Consider the following 18350-nt stretch of genomic DNA (forward strand, 5'->3'; position numbering starts at 1 on the left):
ATTCGTGCCGCTATTGCAGCTCTATCAATATGTCATGTAACTGCCCGTCACGCTCTACTGTTAATGTCAGTTCAGTGGCAGAGGACAGCTCAGTCCACAACCGTGCCATCACGGTCGGGTCCTTCAAATCATTGCCGTTAAGACTCACTGCCAGATCTTCCGGCTGCAGCCCAACGGCATCAAAAAGCACACGGTTTTTCCCTGGATTAACCCGATAACCTATCAGCTCATCATCCTGCTTTACCTGAGATAAACGAATGTATGAGAAGAGGTTTTGTGGCTTGTCCATGATCTCTTGTTTTATCTGCGCCAGCTCGTCACCGGCTCCCTCGGACTCGGTAGAATCGGGCTGCACTGTCGGCTCGGGTGCCTGCCGTGCAGCCGGTGCAGTAGAAGGGGCTGACACCTGAGACCCATTCTGGCCAAACTTTTGTCCGTCCAGCATCAGTGTCTCATCGCGCCCGTTGTTACGGATAATGACCCGATCAACAAACACCCCCTGCAAGGTCGCGCGCGTGCCGTCTATCGCTTCATTCAAACCATAGGTATTCTGCTTACCCCGATTGGTGATCACAGCCAGAGTGGTTTGCGGGTTGTTACTCGCCACCACCCCAACCAGTGTCAGGTTAAGTTTAGTCTCTGGTGCATCCTGTTTGACAGGTTGCTGAGGAATTGCCTTAGGGGCATCCGCCCGATAGCGGCCGAACAGCTCCAACGTCAGCAATTCAGATACTTGCAGCCCCTGCTGATTAGCCCCGCCAGACTTGATGCTGGGTGCCTGCCAGGCCGGCGGCGCTTCCACTGGTTGTAATGCCGACCACACAAGACGCCCCAGCATCCAGGCCAGAACAACCACCAGACACCAGGTCACGATTCTGGTCAGAGACTGCATTGAGGGCATACGTTTTCCCGTCACTGCCTGACGCCAGTGCATTGTTACCCTAGCTACATCCATTTGCTGTTTTCTGCCTCATGACTCTTTGTAATCAATAATATGACAAGAAAAGCCCGGATTGAGTTCCCGTTATTTCAAGCGGATTTTTGCTTGCCGCAATCCCGACGCTCATCTTGTTGCATGACAGGTTAATATAGCAAACCCACTCACTGAAAAAATACTACTCATTTAGCAGTGTGTTATTTCGTGTGAGGAAATTCCCATTCATTGTTGAATTTGCGATCCGGCATCACCATTTAATAACTACTGTGTACCTGTAACGCTGACTTTTTGTGCAACGAAACAAGGTCTAAGACTATCTTCGCATTACAGTAAACCCAAACACTGTGAATGCGCTGTGTCAGATCAAGCCAAAACGAACGGTATTTTTCCTTGGCTTTTCGGGTCGTTAGCCAAAATGTGACGCTGGTGATCTGTGACTTACCCGGATCGCTATCACCTTGGCTCAGAGACAATCCGGCAGGGAATCAGGCTATGCAGCTGACGCGGCATTTCCATTGTGATATTTTTAGCGCCCATTTGGGTAAGGAGCCTATTTTATGAGTCGGCAACCCTCCGAATCCGATACAACAGAAGTGCGTCTGGACAAATGGCTGTGGGCTGCCCGCTTTTACAAAACCCGCTCGATCGCGCGAAACATGATCGACGGCGGAAAAGTGCACTATAACGGCCAGCGGTCCAAACCCAGCAAGCTTGTCGAGCTGGGGGCTGAAATCAAACTTCGGCAGGGTAATGAGGAAAAAACAGTCACTATCCTCAAAGTGTCCGGTACGCGTCGTGGCGCCCCGGAGGCCCAAACCCTTTATCAGGAAACAGCAGCCAGCCTGACTCAGCGCGAGCAACAGGCACAGATGCGCAAGCTCAATTCGCACAATCCGCACCCGGACAAGCGCCCGGATAAAAAGCAGCGACGCGATATACTTAAGTTTAAAAGCAATCACTGACAGTGAGTGCCGGAGAAAACCAAATCATGACCAGCGATAATCTTTACCGTTACCTGTTTGACGATGTGTCTGTTCGCGGTGAACTCGTACAACTCACCGATACCTATCAGCACATTATTGCCAGCAAGGACTACCCTGCGCCTTTGCAGACACTACTGGGCGAATTGCTGGTTGCCACCAGCCTGCTGACGGCCACTCTGAAATTCGAGGGGTCCATCACGGTACAACTGCAAGGTGACGGTCCTGTGAAACTGGCTGTGATTAATGGTGATCACAACCAGCAGATGCGTGGTGTCGCACGTTGGGACGGCGAACTGGCTGCGGACGGCAACATCCACGATCTAATGGGCAAAGGCCATATGATCATTACCATCACACCGAACCAGGGTGAACGCTACCAGGGCGTGGTCGGCCTGGAAGGCGACACGCTTGCCGCGTGTCTGGAAAGCTACTTTGCTAACTCAGAGCAATTGGCGACCCGCATCTGGCTGCGCACCGGTGAGGCCGACGGCCAGACTAAAGCCGCAGGCATGCTGCTGCAGATCCTGCCAGATGGTAAAGGCGATGCCAGTGATTTTGAGCACCTGGAGCAATTAACAGAGACAGTGAAGAATGAAGAGCTGTTCGGTCTGCCTGCTCAGGACGTGTTATACCGCCTGTACCACCAGGAGAAAGTAAAACTCTTTGATCCGCAACCGGTGATTTTCCACTGCGGCTGCTCTCGCGAGCGCAGCGCCGGTGCCATTAAGTTACTGGATCGTAATGAAGTTGAACGTATTTTGCAGGAAGAGGGTAAAGTCTCACTGCATTGCGACTACTGTGGCACCAGCTACGATTTCGACAGTTTTGATATTACCAGCCTGTTCGAAACCGGCTCCGAAGCCGACGATTCGCAGCTGCATTAATTTTCATCCATTATTAAGACTGAAAGTAAATTACATAAGCCAGCTACATGCTGGCTTTTTTTTTAACTCCTCCACACTTTTATGCTGCTTTCTGAAATGCAAGCACAGCTTATTCATGCTTAATTGGCAAGGAATATTAATCACTTACACTGGCATAAACCTTTCCAGACAGGGTAAAATTAGGCTAGGTACAGATAAAAACACTAGAAAGTAACCATACTTTGTATGTGGTTACGACAAAAGCTACCTCCCTGTACGCAGGGTAAAAAAAGACAGCCTAACTACCTCTTACCCCCCAGGAGTCGCTAATGACAGTCATGCACGCCGAAGATAAAAAGGTCAACCAACAGCTGAATTTGTCTCAGTATGGTATCCATAACGTAAAAGAAGTCCTTCGTAATCCTTCCTACGAAGTCCTTTTTGAGGAAGAAACCAGACCCGGTCTGGAAGGTTATGAAAAAGGCGTAGTGACAGAGCTGGGCGCTGTTTCTGTAGACACTGGCATTTTTACCGGTCGTTCTCCAAAAGATAAGTACATAGTCAAAGACGACACCACTCGCGATACTCTGTGGTGGTCAGATCAAGGCAGCAACGACAACAAACCACTGAGTTCAGAGGTCTGGAGCGATCTGAAAGCGCTGGTCGCCAATCAGCTATCCGGCAAACGTCTGTTTGTGATCGACGGCTACTGTGGTGCAAACCCGGACACCCGCTTATGTATTCGGGTGATCACTGAAGTGGCCTGGCAGGCACACTTTGTGAAGAACATGTTCATCCGTCCGAGTGACGAAGAGCTGGCCACCTTCAAACCCGACTTTGTGGTGATGAACGGTGCCAAATGCACCAATGACCAGTGGCAGCAACACGGCATGCACTCTGAAAACTTCACCGTGTTCAACCTGACAGAGCGCATGCAACTGATCGGGGGTACCTGGTACGGCGGCGAGATGAAAAAGGGCATGTTCTCTATGATGAACTACTTCCTGCCGCTGCAGGACATTGCCTCTATGCACTGTTCAGCTAATCAGGGAGAAAATGGCGATGTTGCCGTGTTCTTTGGCCTGTCCGGCACAGGTAAAACCACCCTGTCTACCGATCCTAAGCGTAAATTGATTGGTGATGACGAGCATGGCTGGGATGACAACGGTGTCTTCAACTTCGAAGGGGGCTGCTACGCCAAAACCATTAAACTGTCGAAAGAAGCCGAACCGGACATCTATCAGGCGATCCGTCGTGACGCCCTGCTGGAAAACGTGACCGTTCGCGATGACGGCACCATAGATTTTGACGACGGTTCTAAAACCGAAAACACCCGTGTGTCCTACCCGCTGTACCACATTGAGAACATAGTGAAGCCGGTATCCCGCGGTGGTCATGCCAATAAAGTGATTTTCCTGTCGGCTGACGCCTTCGGTGTACTGCCTCCGGTGTCCAAGCTGACGCCCGAGCAGACTAAGTACCACTTTTTGTCTGGCTTTACGGCGAAACTGGCTGGCACCGAGCGTGGCATCACAGAGCCGACACCGACCTTCTCGGCCTGTTTTGGTAATGCATTCCTAAGTCTGCACCCGACTAAATATGCGGAAGTGCTGGTCAAACGCATGGAAGCGGCAGGCGCTGAAGCCTATCTGGTCAACACTGGCTGGAACGGCAGCGGTAAACGTATCTCAATCAAAGATACCCGCGCCATTATTGATGCCATTCTCGACGGTTCGATCGAAAACGCTGAAACCAAGCAAGTGCCCATTTTCAATCTGACCGTGCCGACAGCCTTGCCGGGTGTGAATCCCGACATTCTGGATCCGCGCGATACCTATACCAGTGAAGCGGAATGGGAAACCAAAGCCAACGATCTGGCTAAACTCTTCATTAGCAACTTCGATAAATACACAGATAACGAACAAGGTGCCGCTCTGGTTGCCGCTGGCCCTCAGCTGGACTGATTTGAGTGAAACTGAAAAAAGCCCTGCACCGCAGGGCTTCCTTGTCTCTGAACCAATCGCACACTCGTGCAACAACCTTAGCTAAACACTAAATAGCCAACAAAAACCCGCCGCATTCCTTGCCAAGTAGTCGCATTTCCTTCACTCTTTTGACACTGGCCTTACCATGCCTTTTTCCCAAGACTTTCATCACCGCCCGATTGCCCGGCAGCGGCCTAAACATGGTTTGGCGGCTGATATGGAGTTCGGCATGCGTTTCTTCACAAAAATACTGGCTACCCTGATGATTCTGCTGCTGATGGCAGCAACCATTATTGTCATCCTGCTGCATACCCGCTACAGCGCTGCCCTGGTGAACACTTTTTTAAAGGGAGCCGGCTACAGCGGCGCTCAGGTTACCGGTGTGCAATATTCACTGCAGAGCGACCCGCTGCATTTACGACTAAGCCAGCCACGCTGGCAAAGGCAAGATGCGCCCGCCTTAGCCGCTGAGCAGCTTGATCTCTGGCTGTCTCCCGCCTCTTTCTACCAGCGGGGCTGGCATTTTGACAGCCTGTTAATCCAAGGCGTTAATCTCGACCGGCTACCGGTTATCGGGCTGGAAAACGGGCAGCTCAATGCCCGCCGGCTGGCTGTGACCAAACTGACTGTTTCTGTGCCCGGATTGCAGCTAGATAACGCGCGCCTCGAACTCGACAACTGGCAAAACCGCGCACAAGACTGGGGAGACTTCAACGGGGACTTCCGCCTTTCGGCCGAGCAGGCCACCTGGCACGATCACTCACTGCAGCAGGTGCTTATTGACGGGGAGCGCGATGCCCGAACCTGGACTGTGTATGGTTTGTCATTGAACTGGCAAGGTGCCCGCTTCCACGGCCAGGCCGAATATCAGACTGACGAGCATAACCTGATCATCCACCAGCTCAGCGCCAGCGGCCTGAAGATAGACCAAGATTTCCCGATCCAAACCTTATTGGATCTGAGCGCACAGGCGAACGAGTCCGGGCTGAGCGTAGATTTACGCCGTCTGGATATCCTGGACAGCAGTCTGGAACACGAAGAATACAGTACCAGTCATGCGAATCTGGCCCTGGAAAACTGGCGCTGGCCCGGCACGCTGTGGCAACAGCAGGATGCCCGTCTGTCGCTGGGGGCCGATACGCTGCGCTGGCATGACCTGCTGCTGGACTCTCCCCTTACCGAGCTGCACTTCACCCCGGAGCAGATCAGTCTGAACGGCTTTTCGGCCCGTATGCTTGAAGGCTACCTGCGCGCTGAGGCGACCCTGACGCCCGAAGCCATGTTGCTGCATCAGCTGGAGTTAAAGGGTATTCGCTGGGTACTGCCCGAAGCCATTCAGGCCTGGCTGATGCACGACAGCGCCCCGCAAACGCCTCTGCAGGCTCAGGTCGATCAGTGGTGGCGCCAGCTGGATACTCTGACCGTGGATCAGCTCTCTGTCGGCTACAGTCAGCTGACCGGCACCTATGCGCCACTGCCTTTTCAGATCAGCGATATCAATCTGGACGGCACAGGGCTGGTGTTGCTGCGTCAGGGACAACCCGGACTGTGGCAAGGTGAACTCAATGCCAGTGCCGGTTTCACCCATATTCGCCAAATCACCATCCACGATCCGCTGCTGACCATGAGCAGCCAGGCAGGACACTGGCAAATCACACGGTTAAATCTGCCAATTGAAGAAGGTTTGTTAGAAGGCAGCGCCGATATCCAGCTCAACGAAGCAGGCTGGCCATGGACACTGTCTCTGGCCGGTGACAGTTTACCGTCACAGATGCTGCACCACTGGTTAGGACTGCCGCTCCCGCTGCAGGGAAAGATGGATATCAGCGCCCAGGCAAGTGGTCTGGGGCAGTTTCACCGCGGGCTGGCTTACAGTTTGAATGGTCATCTCAACGCGGCATTCCGCCAACAGTCTCTGACCCAGAGCGAAGCCTCGCTGCTGCAGAGCTGGCAGAATAGCGAAACACTGGCCGTTACCCCACTCAGTAGTGGTAAAAATCCAGTCCGCTCGCCAGTCACGCTGAGTCCGCTAAAGTTGCGGGCTGATCGGGGACGCATTGCCATACAGCCGCTGAGCCTGCAAGGCCAGCAGTTAACAGCGGAGCTACAGGGAGAGTGGGATCTGGCGATCCCGTCCGAACGCGAAATCCAGCTCAACGCCAGCAATGGCTGCCAACAGCTCAGCAAACGCTGGCATAACCATCAGCAGGACATATCCGTGCTGTCTTGCGAGCGAAACAGCATATAGGTTCCGGTGAAGGTTGCAGCATGGGATTCATCGCTGAACACCTGCACTTCCACCACCATTCGCCCTTTACGGCCATTGGCGATCCGGTCCAGATCGCCGGTAAGGGTCTCCACACCCGTGACGGCGCGAGGGCGCGATTTCACCGGCGCGGAGTAACGAATGCGGCTATCAACCAGCATGATATCAGCCTGAAGCTGGCGCTCCTTCAGCAACATCCAGAGGAATCCCCAGCCAGCCAGCGTCGCCATGGTAAAAATACTGCCGGCAAACATGGTCGCCCTCGGGTTGAGGTTGGCGTTCAGTACCGCACTGACTTCAAACCGGTAACCTGTGTACTGGCTGATTTTGACGCCCATTTTTTCACTGATCGGAATATGAGACTGCCAGACATCCTGCAGCTCCTGGCACCAGTCGGGATGGCGCACCACTTCAGTTAACGGATCCAGATATTTCAGCATCTGCTGATGACGAACCGGCCCGCGTTCCTCGCTTAACTCACCCTGATTGGCAAAACCGTTGATCTGATAAAAGCGGATGGCTTCTTCGCGGGCATTACAGACCAGCCGCTTAGCACCCTCCTGCCGGGCCAGCGATTCCAGCGCCATCAGCAGCAAGCCGCCCATGCCTTTATTGCGGTAATTGGGATCGACAGCCATATAGCGGATCTGACCGTCATTTTCCGGCGTCATATACAGCCGGCCAATCGCCACCGGCTGACCGTCATCATCGACTATCATTCGATGGCAGCTCAGGGCGTCATAGGCATCGCGTTCTGATCCCGCCGGCATATGCCAGGGCTGGCGTAACATCCGCCAGCGAAAGTCAAAATAGCGGGCCAGTTCCGCCTCAGTTTGCGGGGTGATCAATCGAAACATAGCGTCCTTCTCCAGTCATTCAATTCCATTTGCGCACTCACACGCTCCGCCTGTTGGTCTGCTTACCTGCGCAAACGGCCGTGGTTATTCAGATAACCACCTTGTTCACGCTATAGCATGAAGGCTAGCACTGCAGCCAGAAAGTGACAGGACCATCATTAAGAAGCGCCACTTTCATATCGGCGGCAAAGATACCCGTTTCGGTGCGGACAGCGCTTTCCTGGCAGGCTGACACAAAGTAATCGTACAAGCGCTCAGCGTCCGCCGGGTGTGCCCCGGTCGAAAAGCTCGGACGCATACCGCTGTTGGTATCGGCGGCCAGCGTGAACTGCGAGACGACCAGCACACTGCCCCCCGCCTGCTGCACATTGAGGTTCATTTTTCCGGCATCATCCTCAAACACCCGGTAGCCCAGCACTTTATCGCGCAGCCGGCGAGCTTTCGCTTCATCGTCACCTTTCTCTACCCCGAGTAAAACCAGTAACCCCTTGCCAATAGCACCGGTCACTTTGCCATCGACGGCAACACTGGCTTCACTCACTCGTTGTATCAGCGCAATCATTTTGTATCCTTGTACGTCTTCACGGTTTGTTGCTGTTCTTCGTTTGCTCAGCACCGGATGCCTGTGCTCCCTGATGCCCGGCATCCACTGAGGCCAGAGGCTGTTTTTCACCCTCACCTGAGCCGTGCGGTGTTTTTGCCCGCTGACGCCAATGCTGCTCTTCACACAAGCTGGCGGTGATTTCTGCGCCCAGCAACACAATACACCAGCACAGGTACACCCACACAAACAAAATAGGTACCACAGCCAGTGCGCCGTATATCAGCTGGTAAGACGGGAAATTAGTGATGTAGAGCGCAAAGACTTTTTTGCTCAGCTCAAACAGGGCACTGGCGATCAGAGCACCTATCAGCGCATTACGCAACCGGACTTTAGTGTTAGGCACCAGCATATACAGGCCCAAAAAGGCCAGGGTGGACATCAGAACAGGCAGACCGCGCAACAGCTGCTGTACAAAGCCGTTCACGGTTTCGCTGCCCAAGATATTCAGTGAAGCCAGGTAGGAGCTGATCGCCAGGCTGGAGCCGACCAGTATCGGGCCCAAGGTCAGTACCATCCAGTAAATCGAAAAGGAGATCACCACACGGCGGTGCTGGCGAACCCGGAAAATATAATTCAGTGACTTATCAATGGCGGATATCAGCAGAATGGCGACCACAAACAAGGCTCCGATCCCAACAGCCGTCATTTTGCCAGCGTTAGCGACAAACTGATTGAGGTAGTTTTGCACCACGTCCCCTGCTGTCGGCACAAAATTTTCAAACACAAAGGCCTGCAGCTGATCGCCCAGAGAGGCAAACACGGGAAAACTCGACAGTGCTGACAGCACCACAGTGATCATGGGCACCAGCGACAGCAGCGTCACATAGGCCATAGAGCCGGCCGTGACGGTCAGGCGATCATGATCGATGCGACGGTACAAATACTGTACGAATTGCCAAAGTTCTGTGACCGCCTGGCGCAAACCCGGCCTGGACGTTATTTTCATATCAGCCATATTGAATTAATCTTTGTTGTTTATCGTTCAACTACGAAACGACCCTACTCGCGACAGAGTTAACCTCAGCCCTTTCAAATATGCCGCATTCTGGCTCTGAACAGCCGTGTCATGGATATTGGGGTATATCAACAACATAGTGCGTCCGGATGGGAATAACAACCAGCCAGGTCGCCAGCCAGGAGCTTTTATGCCATATGCTTTTGCCCTGATACTGAGCCTGACACTGCTGTCGGGCTGCCAGAGCGCCTACTATTCTGCCATGGAATCGGTCGGTGTTCATAAACGCGATATCATGGTCGATCGCGTCGAAGATGCCACTGAGGCGCAGAAAGACGCCCAGGAACAGTTTACCTCAGCGCTGGCCGCTTTACAGTCACTGACCCGCTTTGAAGGCGGTACGCTGGAAGAGACCTACAACCGGGTGAATGCGCAGTATGAAGCCAGTGCCGATGCCGCCGATAAAGTCAGCGACCGCATCGCAGCGATTGAAAATGTCTCACAAGCCTTGTTCGATGAATGGCAAGAGGAGCTGAGCCTGTATTCCAGCTCAGCGCTGCGCCGCGACAGCGAAGCCAAACTCAAAGCCACCCGCGCTTCTTACAGCAAGATGATTGCTGCCATGCACAGGGCAGAAGGCAAAATGGCACCTGTGCTGGATACGTTGCGGGATAACAGCCTGTACCTGAAGCACAACCTCAATGCTGCAGCAATCGGCTCTCTGCAAGGCGAGTTCCGCTCGCTTGAACGCGATATCCAGCGGGCGATCAGCGATATGCGCGCCGCTATCAGTGAGTCTGAGCGCTTTGTGGCCCAGCTGAACCGCAGTTAATCTGGTGTCGGCCTGAATAAAAAAACCCCCCGCCGGGATAACCGGAACGGGGGGATTTTTCACTGTGCCCCCCAAAGGGCGCACAGAATCAGTTGTTACTTCGCACCACGGCTCGCACGCTTACGATCCGTTTCCGTCAGCAGTTTCTTACGGATACGAATGCTTTCCGGCGTCACTTCCACCAGCTCATCGTCATCGATGAATTCCAGCGCCTGCTCCAGGGTGTACTTAATTGGCGTGGTCAGCACCTGCGCATCATCGGTTCCTGATGCACGGACGTTGGTCAGCTGCTTACCTTTCAGGGCGTTAACCGTCAGGTCATTATCACGGCTGTGAATACCGATCACCATGCCTTCGTAGACTTCGACACCGTGACCGATGAACAGACGACCACGCTCCTGCAGGTTAAACAGGGCATTGGTCAGTGCTTTACCCGCGGCGTTTGCAATCAGCACGCCATTGACGCGCTGGCCGATCTCACCACCTTTGTGCGGACCGTAATGATCAAACGTGTGGTAAATCAGACCAGAGCCTGAGGTCAGGGTCATGAACTCAGTCTGGAAACCGATCAGGCCACGTGATGGCATGACGAAATCCATACGCACACGACCTTTACCATCCGGCGCCATGTCTTTCAGCTCACCTTTACGCAGGCCGATTTTCTCCATGATGCCGCCCTGGTGTTCTTCCATGACATCAATGGTCACAGTTTCAAACGGTTCCATCAACTGGCCGTTTTCTTCTTTGATGATAACTTCAGGACGTGATACCGCCAGCTCGAAGCCTTCACGGCGCATGTTTTCAATCAGAATCGACAGGTGCAGTTCACCACGACCTGACACGCGGAATTTGTCCGGGTCTTCTGTTTCTTCAACGCGCAGCGCAACGTTATGAACCAGCTCTTTCTGCAGACGCTCCAGAATGTTACGAGAGGTCACGAACTTACCTTCTTTACCGGCAAACGGAGAGGTGTTCACCTGGAAAGTCATGGTTACAGTTGGCTCATCGACGCTCAGCGCTGGCAGTGCTTCAACCGCGTTGACATCACAGATGGTGTCAGAGATTTTCAGCTCACCCAGACCAGTGATCGCGATGATATCACCGGCAGTCGCGCGATCGATATCGTGGCGCTCCAGACCCAGGTAGCCCATGACAGTACCGACTTTACCGTTACGGGTTTTACCGTCTGCACCAATAATGGTCACTTGCTGGTTTGGTTTTACAGAACCACGGGTCACACGGGCAACACCGATAACACCGACGTAAGAGCTGTAGTCCAGCTGAGAGATTTGCATCTGCAGCGGGCCGTCAACGTCGACCGCAGGTGGTGCAACATTGTCTACGATTGCCTGGAACAGTGGTTCCATGTTCTCGCCAGTCTCGCCTTCTTCGCGTGTTGCCCAGCCATTCAGTGCTGATGCGTAAACCACCTGGAAGTCCAACTGTTCGTCGGATGCACCCAGATTGTCAAACAGATCGAATACCTGATCCATCACCCAGTCAGGACGAGCGCCCGGACGGTCGATTTTGTTGATAACAACAATTGGCTTCAAACCGTGAGCGAACGCTTTCTGGGTCACGAAACGAGTTTGCGGCATCGGGCCGTCAACTGCGTCAACGATCAGCAGAACAGAATCCACCATCGACATAATACGCTCTACTTCACCACCGAAGTCGGCGTGCCCTGGGGTGTCCACGATATTGATGCGGTAATCATTCCAGTTGATGGCGGTGTTTTTCGCCAGGATGGTAATGCCACGCTCTTTCTCGATATCGTTGGAGTCCATCACGCGTTCTTCAACGCCGCCACGGGAGTCCAAGGTACCTGATTGCTGCAGCAGTTTATCAACCAGGGTGGTTTTACCGTGGTCTACGTGCGCAATGATTGCGATATTACGTAATTTATCGATCTGTGGATTAGACATGGATTTGGCATTCACTCAGATGTTGCGACCCCCTGAAAAACAGGCAGCCACTGATTAAAAAAACGGCTCATAATCTACCAGATTTTACGTCAAAACCCAGCAAATATGTGATTTATATCATCACGTCGGAACGAAACTGATAGCAATAGCAAGAATAAAGCGTAAAAAATCAATAAAAACAGTCAATTAAAAACAAGAGCGCGCAACGGGCTTTTTTTGGTGCAATAAAGTGAATGCAATCCGTCGCGCAGACGATTGACAATTGATCAGCGTGGGCTAAATATAGCCGATGTCTTTGCATTCGGGTGAAACGGAGTGACAAAGAGGGAGATAATCCCTACTTGCACCATTGTGGTGCGCAAAATCACCATATCAGTGCAATGGAGCCCATGATTATTTGCACTGAGCGCCATAACAGGGCGTAAATATGGCAATTTTGGGGATTTAAAAAGTTGGCATGGATTTCGCAAAGCTTACTGTATCGGAGCACATGCTTGTTCCTTTCCAAAATTTTTTGCGGCCAGTTGCCCAAATCTAACACCGGAGGTTACTTAAGATGTCAGTAGAAAACGTACTCGCGTTGATCCAGGAAAACGAAGTTAAATTTGTTGACCTACGCTTTACCGATACCAAAGGTAAAGAGCAACACATCTCTATCCCCGCTCACCAGATTGACGCAGACTTCTTCGAAGACGGTAAGATGTTTGATGGTTCTTCGGTCGCTGGCTGGAAAGGAATCAACGAATCAGACATGGTGATGATGCCAGATGCATCTACCGCTGTGCTGGACCCATTTACCGAAGATGCCACGCTGAACATTCGCTGTGACATCCTTGAGCCTGCCACCATGCAAGGCTATGACCGTGACCCGCGCTCTATCGCCAAGCGTGCGGAAGAGTACATGCGCAGCACCGGCATCGCCGACACAGTGCTGGTAGGTCCTGAGCCTGAGTTCTTCCTGTTCGACGACGTGAAGTTCGCCACTGATATGTCAGGTTCTTTCTTCAAGGTTGACGATATCGAAGCGGCATGGAACACAGGTTCTACCGTTGAAGGCGGTAACAAAGGTCACCGTCCGGGTGTGAAAGGCGGTTACTTCCCGGTTGCACCGGTTGACTCATCACAAGATATCCGTTCTGCCATGTGTCTGATCATGGAAGAAATGGGTCTGGTTGTTGAAGCGCACCACCATGAAGTGGCGACTGCAGGTCAGAACGAAATCGCAACCCGTTTCAACACCCTGACGTCAAAAGCGGACGAAATCCAGATCTACAAATACGTGGTTCATAACGTCGCGCACGCTTTCGGTAAAACAGCAACCTTCATGCCTAAGCCTCTGGTTGGCGACAACGGCAGCGGTATGCACGTGCACCAGTCTCTGGCCAAAGACGGTCAGAACCTGTTTGCGGGCGACAAGTACGGCGGCCTGTCTGAAATGGCACTGTACTACATCGGCGGTATCATCAAGCACGCACGCGCCATCAATGCGTTCGCTAACCCGTCAACCAACTCGTACAAGCGTCTGGTTCCTGGTTTCGAAGCCCCTGTTATGCTGGCGTACTCAGCACGTAACCGCTCTGCGTCTATCCGTATCCCTGTGGTACCAAGCCCGAAAGCGCGCCGTATCGAAGCTCGCTTCCCGGATCCAGCGGCTAACCCGTACCTGGCATTTGCCTGTCTGCTGATGGCTGGTCTTGACGGCATCAAGAACAAGATCCACCCAGGCGAAGCGATGGACAAAGACCTGTACGATCTGCCAGCAGAAGAAGCGGCAGAGATTCCAAAAGTGGCAGAGTCACTGGAGATCGCACTGAAAGCACTGGATGAGGACCGTGAGTTCTTAACCGCTGGCGGCGTGTTCTCTGACGATTTCATCGATTCTTACATCGCACTGAAATCAAAAGATGTTGAGCGCATCAACATGGCGACTCACCCTCTGGAATTCGACCTGTACTACTCTGTATAAGTCTGAACACCGCGATTCACTGTTCAAGGCCTGCGCATGCAGGCCTTTTCTTTATCTGGCTCACCAAGGCTGGGCAAACATTCTCAGCACCCAGGCTGGCGCACCCACTTTCACCAAAACGACTCATCCCGTTTCCCGCAGCCGGCACGCTTTACAGGCTCACTGAAGTGATTGGGCCGGAAAAGACGGCAAGGTTATTGCATTATTCAACGTTCACCGTCTTTATGCGTTGCCAAAAGTCAGTCTCAAAGCGGTTGCTGTCACCAACAGCCTAAAAAGGCTGGACTCGCTCACTTAGTGCTGCACAAGTAACAAAAGACGGGCTACACTGTAATGCACCAAAACAGTGCAATGCACCAGAGGTGTTTGCTCCGCAAGCGGGCACACTGGCCATAACCACAAGGATGAGACTGTGACTGCCGCTTTTACGCCATTGATCCTGAACAACCTGGTCACTGCGGTGATACTGCTCGATGAGCTGCTGAAAATTCGCTACGTCAATCCGGCCGCAGAGCAATTGATGTCCTGCAGCCAGCGGCGATTGCTGGGCAGTCGCTTTCCGGATCTGCTCCAGCACAGCTCGCTCGATCTGGGCCTGATTCAGTCGACAGTGCAAAGCGGACAAGGACTAACCGACGGCGAAGTAACCCTGGTGATCGATGGCCGCCACCATACCCTGGAAATCAATGCCAGCCCGGTAAGCTGGCAAAAAGAGGTGCTGATTCTGCTCGAGCTCAAACCCATAGATCAGCAGCGCCGGATCAGCCAGGAAATCAGCCAGCACGCGCAGCAACAAGCCGCCAAAGAGCTGGTCCGCGGGCTGGCCCATGAGATCAAAAACCCGCTGGGGGGATTACGCGGGGCCGCGCAATTGCTGGAAAAAGCCCTGCCGGATCCCAGCTATACCGAGTACACCCAAATGATCATTGAACAGGCCGACCGGTTGCGAAATCTGGTCGACCGCCTGTTAGGGCCGCAAAAACCCGGCATCAGAACGGTAGGCAATATCCATGTGGTACTGGAAAAAGTTCGCCAGCTGGTGTCGCTGGATCACAGAGAGCAACAACTGCGCATCCAGCGCGATTATGACCCCAGTCTGCCGGATTTCAGCATGGACCCGGAGCAGCTGGAGCAGGCCATCCTCAATATTGTCAGTAATGCCGCCCTGGCACTGAGCCAGCAGTCGGGCGAAGGGGTAATCACCCTGCAGACACGCACCGCACACCAGGCTTTAATTCACGGTCAGCGACACAGAATCGCGGCCAAGATCGACATCATAGACAACGGACCCGGCATTCCGGCCGACATACAGGACACCCTGTTTTATCCCATGGTCACGGGCCGCGAAGGCGGTAACGGACTCGGCCTGTCCATCGCCCAGAATTTAATTGATCAGCACCACGGCAAAATTGAAGTGTCGAGCTGGCCAGGGCAGACAAAATTTTCCATTTATCTACCGATTCAATCAACAGAATAACAAAGCAGCCGGGCCTGTTAGCGTTTCCGCCATCACGCCCGGCATGCACACAAAGGACACAACGGAGGGCATGCGATGAGCAAAGGACTAATCTGGGTTGTCGACGATGACAGCTCCATACGCTGGGTACTGGAGCGCACCCTGAATGCAGCCGGACTGCGCTGCGAAACCTTCGCCGATGCCGACAGCGTCGTAGAAGCACTTGAGCGCAGCGTGCCGGATGTCCTGGTATCTGATATCCGGATGCCGGGCACAGATGGCCTGACACTGCTGCGCAACCTGCATCATGATTACCCCACCCTGCCGGTCATTATCATGACGGCGCACTCAGATCTGGATGCGGCCGTTAACGCCTATCAGGAAGGGGCGTTTGAATACCTGCCCAAGCCGTTTGATATCGACGAAGCCGTGAGCCTGGTGGAGCGGGCAGTCACCCACAGCCAGGAGCAAAAGCGCCAGCAGCAGCCGGAGGAAATCACCAAGCAGGCCCCGGAGATCATCGGCGAAGCACCGGCAATGCAGGAAGTGTTTCGTGCCATCGGCCGCCTGTCCCGTTCCTCGATTTCCGTGCTGATCAATGGCGAATCCGGCACAGGTAAAGAGCTGGTTGCTCAGGCACTGCACCGCCACAGCCCGAGACGGGAGAGCGAATTTATCGCCCTCAACATGGCAGCCATTCCCAAAGACCTGATTGAATCTGAGCTGTTTGGCCATGAAAAAGGCGCGTTTACCGGCGCCAACAACATCCGCCAGGGCCGTTTTGAGCAGGCCAATGGCGGCACCCTGTTTCTGGATGAAATCGGCGATATGCCACTGGATATTCAGACCCGGCTGCTACGGGTACTGGCTGACGGTCAGTTCTATCGCGTTGGCGGACATTCACCCATCAATGTCGATGTCCGCATCATAGCCGCCACCCACCAGAATCTGGAACGGCTGGCGGCCAAAGGGGATTTCCGGGAAGACCTTTTCCACCGCCTGAATGTTATCCGGGTGCATCTGCCCGCCCTGAAAGACCGCCGACAGGATATCCCGCAACTGACCCGCCATTTCTTAAAGCGGGCCTCCGATGAACTGGGAGTGGAAATCAAATCCCTGCACCCGGACACAGAAACCCTGCTCACCAGCCTGGCCTGGCCGGGTAATGTTCGCCAGCTGGAAAATACCTGTCGCTGGCTGACAGTGATGGCCAGCGGCAACGAAATCCTGCCGTCGGATCTGCCGCCCGAACTGACCGCCGTCGACAGCCAGCCGAAAGGCGACGGCAGCGAACCGCACTGGCAACAATCGCTGCAGCACTGGGCCCGCCAGGCATTGCAGCAGGGCAACCAGAATCTGCTGGGGGAAGCCATGCCGGAATTTGAACGTATTCTGCTTGATACCGCCCTGGAATTTACCCACGGTCACAAGCAGGAAGCCGCCAAGCTGCTCGGCTGGGGACGCAACACCCTGACCCGGAAACTCAAAGAGCTCAACATGGCCAGTGACTGACAGCCCTGCCACTGTCGGTGAGCAGGATTGGTGATTTTTTCAACAGCGGAAGTAAACATCAGCCCGATCTTGATGATCGGGCCAGATCCTCACCCTGAGTGTAATGATTGTCTTGATATCTTTGCTTATACTGAGGCTACAGTTTTTCCGGGATACCATGATCATGATTAGCAAACACCTGCCACTGACCGATTTGCACCGTCACCTGGACGGCAACATCCGTATTCAGACCATTCTTGAGCTGGGCCAGCAGTTTGGCATGGCACTGCCTGCCAACGACCTTGAGTCACTGCGTCCGCACGTTCAAATCGTGGAAGCCGAGCCCAGCCTGGTGGCTTTCCTGTCCAAACTGGACTGGGGCGTCGCGGTGCTGGGCGATCTGGAGGCCTGCCGCCGCGTAGCCTACGAAAATGTCGAAGATGCCCTCAACGCGCAAATTGACTATGCTGAGCTGCGGTTCTCACCCTATTACATGGCGATGAAACACAACCTGCCAGTTGCCGGAGTGGTAGAAGCCGTTGTCGACGGCGTTCAAGCCGGTTGTCGCGATTTTGGTATCAAAGCGAACCTGATCGGTATCATGAGCCGGACTTTCGGCACCCAGGCCTGCCAGCAGGAGCTGGACGCCCTGCTGAGCCAGAAAGACCACCTTGTTGCCGTTGATCTGGCCGGCGATGAACTGGGCCAGCCGGGTAACCAGTTTGTCGGCCACTTCAGACAGGTGCGCGATGCCGGCCTGCAGGTCACAGTGCATGCCGGTGAAGCCGCAGGCCCGGAAAGCATGTGGCAAGCGATTCAGGAGCTGGGGGCAGTGCGTATCGGCCACGGTGTGAAAGCGGTGGAAGATGCCAGACTGATGGATTACCTGGCTGAGCACAACATCGGTATTGAGTCCTGCCTGACCTCGAATATCCAGACCAGCACTGTCGCCAGCCTGGCCGGTCACCCGCTCAAGCAGTTTCTCGATCACGGCATTCTGGCCTGTCTGAATACCGATGACCCGGCCGTTGAAGGCATTGAGCTGCCTTACGAGTACGAAGTGGCTGCGCCTAAGGCAGGTCTGACGCCGGAGCAAATCCGCCAGGCGCAAATCAACGGCCTGGAACTGGCTTTCCTGTCTGACAGCGAGAAGAACGCCCTGCGTGAGATGGCGGCCAAGCGTTAATCCCGCCATCGCCTGCGCAACAAAAACGCCCCGCTTGAGATCGC

Annotated in this window: 14 protein-coding genes; 9 read left to right on the top strand and 5 right to left on the bottom strand. The window is 53.8% G+C overall.

Annotated features, from left to right (window positions below):
* Positions 1-10: 10 nt before the first annotated feature.
* Complete coding sequence (gene gspC / locus KCG43_RS16210) at positions 11-955, bottom strand: type II secretion system protein GspC (RefSeq protein WP_225445341.1); 945 nt, start codon at positions 953-955, stop codon at positions 11-13.
* 539 nt (positions 956-1494) lie between these two features.
* On the opposite strand from gspC, the gene hslR reads away from it, so the two are divergent.
* From hslR to KCG43_RS16230, 4 genes are all read left to right on the top strand, one after another.
* Positions 1495-1899: a ribosome-associated heat shock protein Hsp15 gene (hslR, locus tag KCG43_RS16215; protein WP_192017438.1), complete on the top strand. Its 405-nt coding sequence runs from the start codon at positions 1495-1497 to the stop codon at positions 1897-1899.
* A 26-nt stretch (positions 1900-1925) separates the two neighbouring features.
* Complete coding sequence (hslO, locus tag KCG43_RS16220) at positions 1926-2804, top strand: Hsp33 family molecular chaperone HslO (RefSeq protein WP_192017437.1); 879 nt, start codon at positions 1926-1928, stop codon at positions 2802-2804.
* A gap of 308 nt (positions 2805-3112) precedes the next feature.
* Complete coding sequence (pckA, locus tag KCG43_RS16225) at positions 3113-4747, top strand: phosphoenolpyruvate carboxykinase (ATP) (RefSeq protein WP_192017436.1); 1635 nt, start codon at positions 3113-3115, stop codon at positions 4745-4747.
* 250 nt (positions 4748-4997) lie between these two features.
* Complete coding sequence (locus KCG43_RS16230; protein ID WP_218386266.1) at positions 4998-7016, top strand: AsmA family protein; 2019 nt, start codon at positions 4998-5000, stop codon at positions 7014-7016.
* Here the strand turns inward: KCG43_RS16230 and KCG43_RS16235 are convergent.
* The 3 genes from KCG43_RS16235 to KCG43_RS16245 form a co-directional block, all read right to left on the bottom strand.
* Positions 6971-7891: a bifunctional GNAT family N-acetyltransferase/hotdog fold thioesterase gene (locus KCG43_RS16235; protein ID WP_218386268.1), complete on the bottom strand. Its 921-nt coding sequence runs from the start codon at positions 7889-7891 to the stop codon at positions 6971-6973. The genes KCG43_RS16230 and KCG43_RS16235 overlap by 46 nt on opposite strands.
* 124 nt (positions 7892-8015) lie before the next feature.
* Positions 8016-8453 (bottom strand): D-aminoacyl-tRNA deacylase, encoded by a 438-nt coding sequence (gene dtd, locus KCG43_RS16240; RefSeq protein ID WP_192017433.1) that lies wholly within the window; start codon positions 8451-8453, stop codon positions 8016-8018.
* A gap of 19 nt (positions 8454-8472) precedes the next feature.
* Complete coding sequence (locus tag KCG43_RS16245; RefSeq protein WP_218386270.1) at positions 8473-9450, bottom strand: virulence factor BrkB family protein; 978 nt, start codon at positions 9448-9450, stop codon at positions 8473-8475.
* Between the two features lie 190 nt (positions 9451-9640).
* Between KCG43_RS16245 and KCG43_RS16250 the strand changes: the two genes are divergently transcribed.
* Positions 9641-10282 carry a DUF2959 domain-containing protein gene (locus tag KCG43_RS16250; RefSeq protein ID WP_192017431.1) on the top strand — a complete coding sequence of 214 codons (642 nt, stop codon included), beginning with the start codon at positions 9641-9643 and terminating at the stop codon, positions 10280-10282.
* Positions 10283-10377: 95 nt separating this feature from the next.
* Here the strand turns inward: KCG43_RS16250 and typA are convergent, their stop codons facing one another.
* The gene (gene typA / locus KCG43_RS16255) at positions 10378-12207 is read right to left on the bottom strand and encodes a translational GTPase TypA (protein WP_192017430.1); all 1830 of its coding nucleotides are present in this window, start codon (positions 12205-12207) and stop codon (positions 10378-10380) included.
* Positions 12208-12763: 556 nt separating this feature from the next.
* Between typA and glnA the strand changes: the two genes are divergently transcribed.
* The 4 genes from glnA (at position 12764) to add (ending at position 18306) form a co-directional block, all read left to right on the top strand.
* The gene (gene glnA, locus KCG43_RS16260) at positions 12764-14173 is read left to right on the top strand and encodes a glutamate--ammonia ligase (protein ID WP_192017429.1); all 1410 of its coding nucleotides are present in this window, start codon (positions 12764-12766) and stop codon (positions 14171-14173) included.
* 412 nt (positions 14174-14585) lie between these two features.
* The gene (glnL, locus tag KCG43_RS16265; RefSeq protein WP_192017428.1) at positions 14586-15650 is read left to right on the top strand and encodes a nitrogen regulation protein NR(II); all 1065 of its coding nucleotides are present in this window, start codon (positions 14586-14588) and stop codon (positions 15648-15650) included.
* 75 nt (positions 15651-15725) lie between these two features.
* A complete protein-coding gene (glnG, locus tag KCG43_RS16270) occupies positions 15726-17141 on the top strand; it encodes a nitrogen regulation protein NR(I) (protein WP_218386273.1) in 1416 nt (471 codons plus the stop codon).
* 163 nt (positions 17142-17304) lie between these two features.
* Positions 17305-18306: an adenosine deaminase gene (add, locus tag KCG43_RS16275; protein ID WP_192017427.1), complete on the top strand. Its 1002-nt coding sequence runs from the start codon at positions 17305-17307 to the stop codon at positions 18304-18306.
* Positions 18307-18350 lie beyond the last annotated feature (44 nt).

Origin of the sequence: Photobacterium sp. WH24, assembly GCF_019204055.1 — a bacterium.
Taxonomy (GTDB): Bacteria; Pseudomonadota; Gammaproteobacteria; order Enterobacterales; family Vibrionaceae; genus Photobacterium; species Photobacterium arenosum.

What these genes read in the sequence shown, in the direction of transcription:
- hslR (WP_192017438.1), top strand. Translation starts at nt 1,495, where the DNA reads ATGAGTCGGCAACCCTCCGAATCCGATACAACAGAAGTGCGTCTGGAC.
- glnG (WP_218386273.1), top strand. Translation starts at nt 15,726, where the DNA reads ATGAGCAAAGGACTAATCTGGGTTGTCGACGATGACAGCTCCATACGC.
- add (WP_192017427.1), top strand. Translation starts at nt 17,305, where the DNA reads ATGATTAGCAAACACCTGCCACTGACCGATTTGCACCGTCACCTGGAC.
- pckA (WP_192017436.1), top strand. Translation starts at nt 3,113, where the DNA reads ATGACAGTCATGCACGCCGAAGATAAAAAGGTCAACCAACAGCTGAAT.
- hslO (WP_192017437.1), top strand. Translation starts at nt 1,926, where the DNA reads ATGACCAGCGATAATCTTTACCGTTACCTGTTTGACGATGTGTCTGTT.
- glnA (WP_192017429.1), top strand. Translation starts at nt 12,764, where the DNA reads ATGTCAGTAGAAAACGTACTCGCGTTGATCCAGGAAAACGAAGTTAAA.
- gspC (WP_225445341.1), bottom strand. Translation starts at nt 955, where the DNA reads ATGGATGTAGCTAGGGTAACAATGCACTGGCGTCAGGCAGTGACGGGA.
- KCG43_RS16245 (WP_218386270.1), bottom strand. Translation starts at nt 9,450, where the DNA reads ATGGCTGATATGAAAATAACGTCCAGGCCGGGTTTGCGCCAGGCGGTC.
- typA (WP_192017430.1), bottom strand. Translation starts at nt 12,207, where the DNA reads ATGTCTAATCCACAGATCGATAAATTACGTAATATCGCAATCATTGCG.
- KCG43_RS16230 (WP_218386266.1), top strand. Translation starts at nt 4,998, where the DNA reads ATGCGTTTCTTCACAAAAATACTGGCTACCCTGATGATTCTGCTGCTG.
- dtd (WP_192017433.1), bottom strand. Translation starts at nt 8,453, where the DNA reads ATGATTGCGCTGATACAACGAGTGAGTGAAGCCAGTGTTGCCGTCGAT.
- KCG43_RS16250 (WP_192017431.1), top strand. Translation starts at nt 9,641, where the DNA reads ATGCCATATGCTTTTGCCCTGATACTGAGCCTGACACTGCTGTCGGGC.
- KCG43_RS16235 (WP_218386268.1), bottom strand. Translation starts at nt 7,891, where the DNA reads ATGTTTCGATTGATCACCCCGCAAACTGAGGCGGAACTGGCCCGCTAT.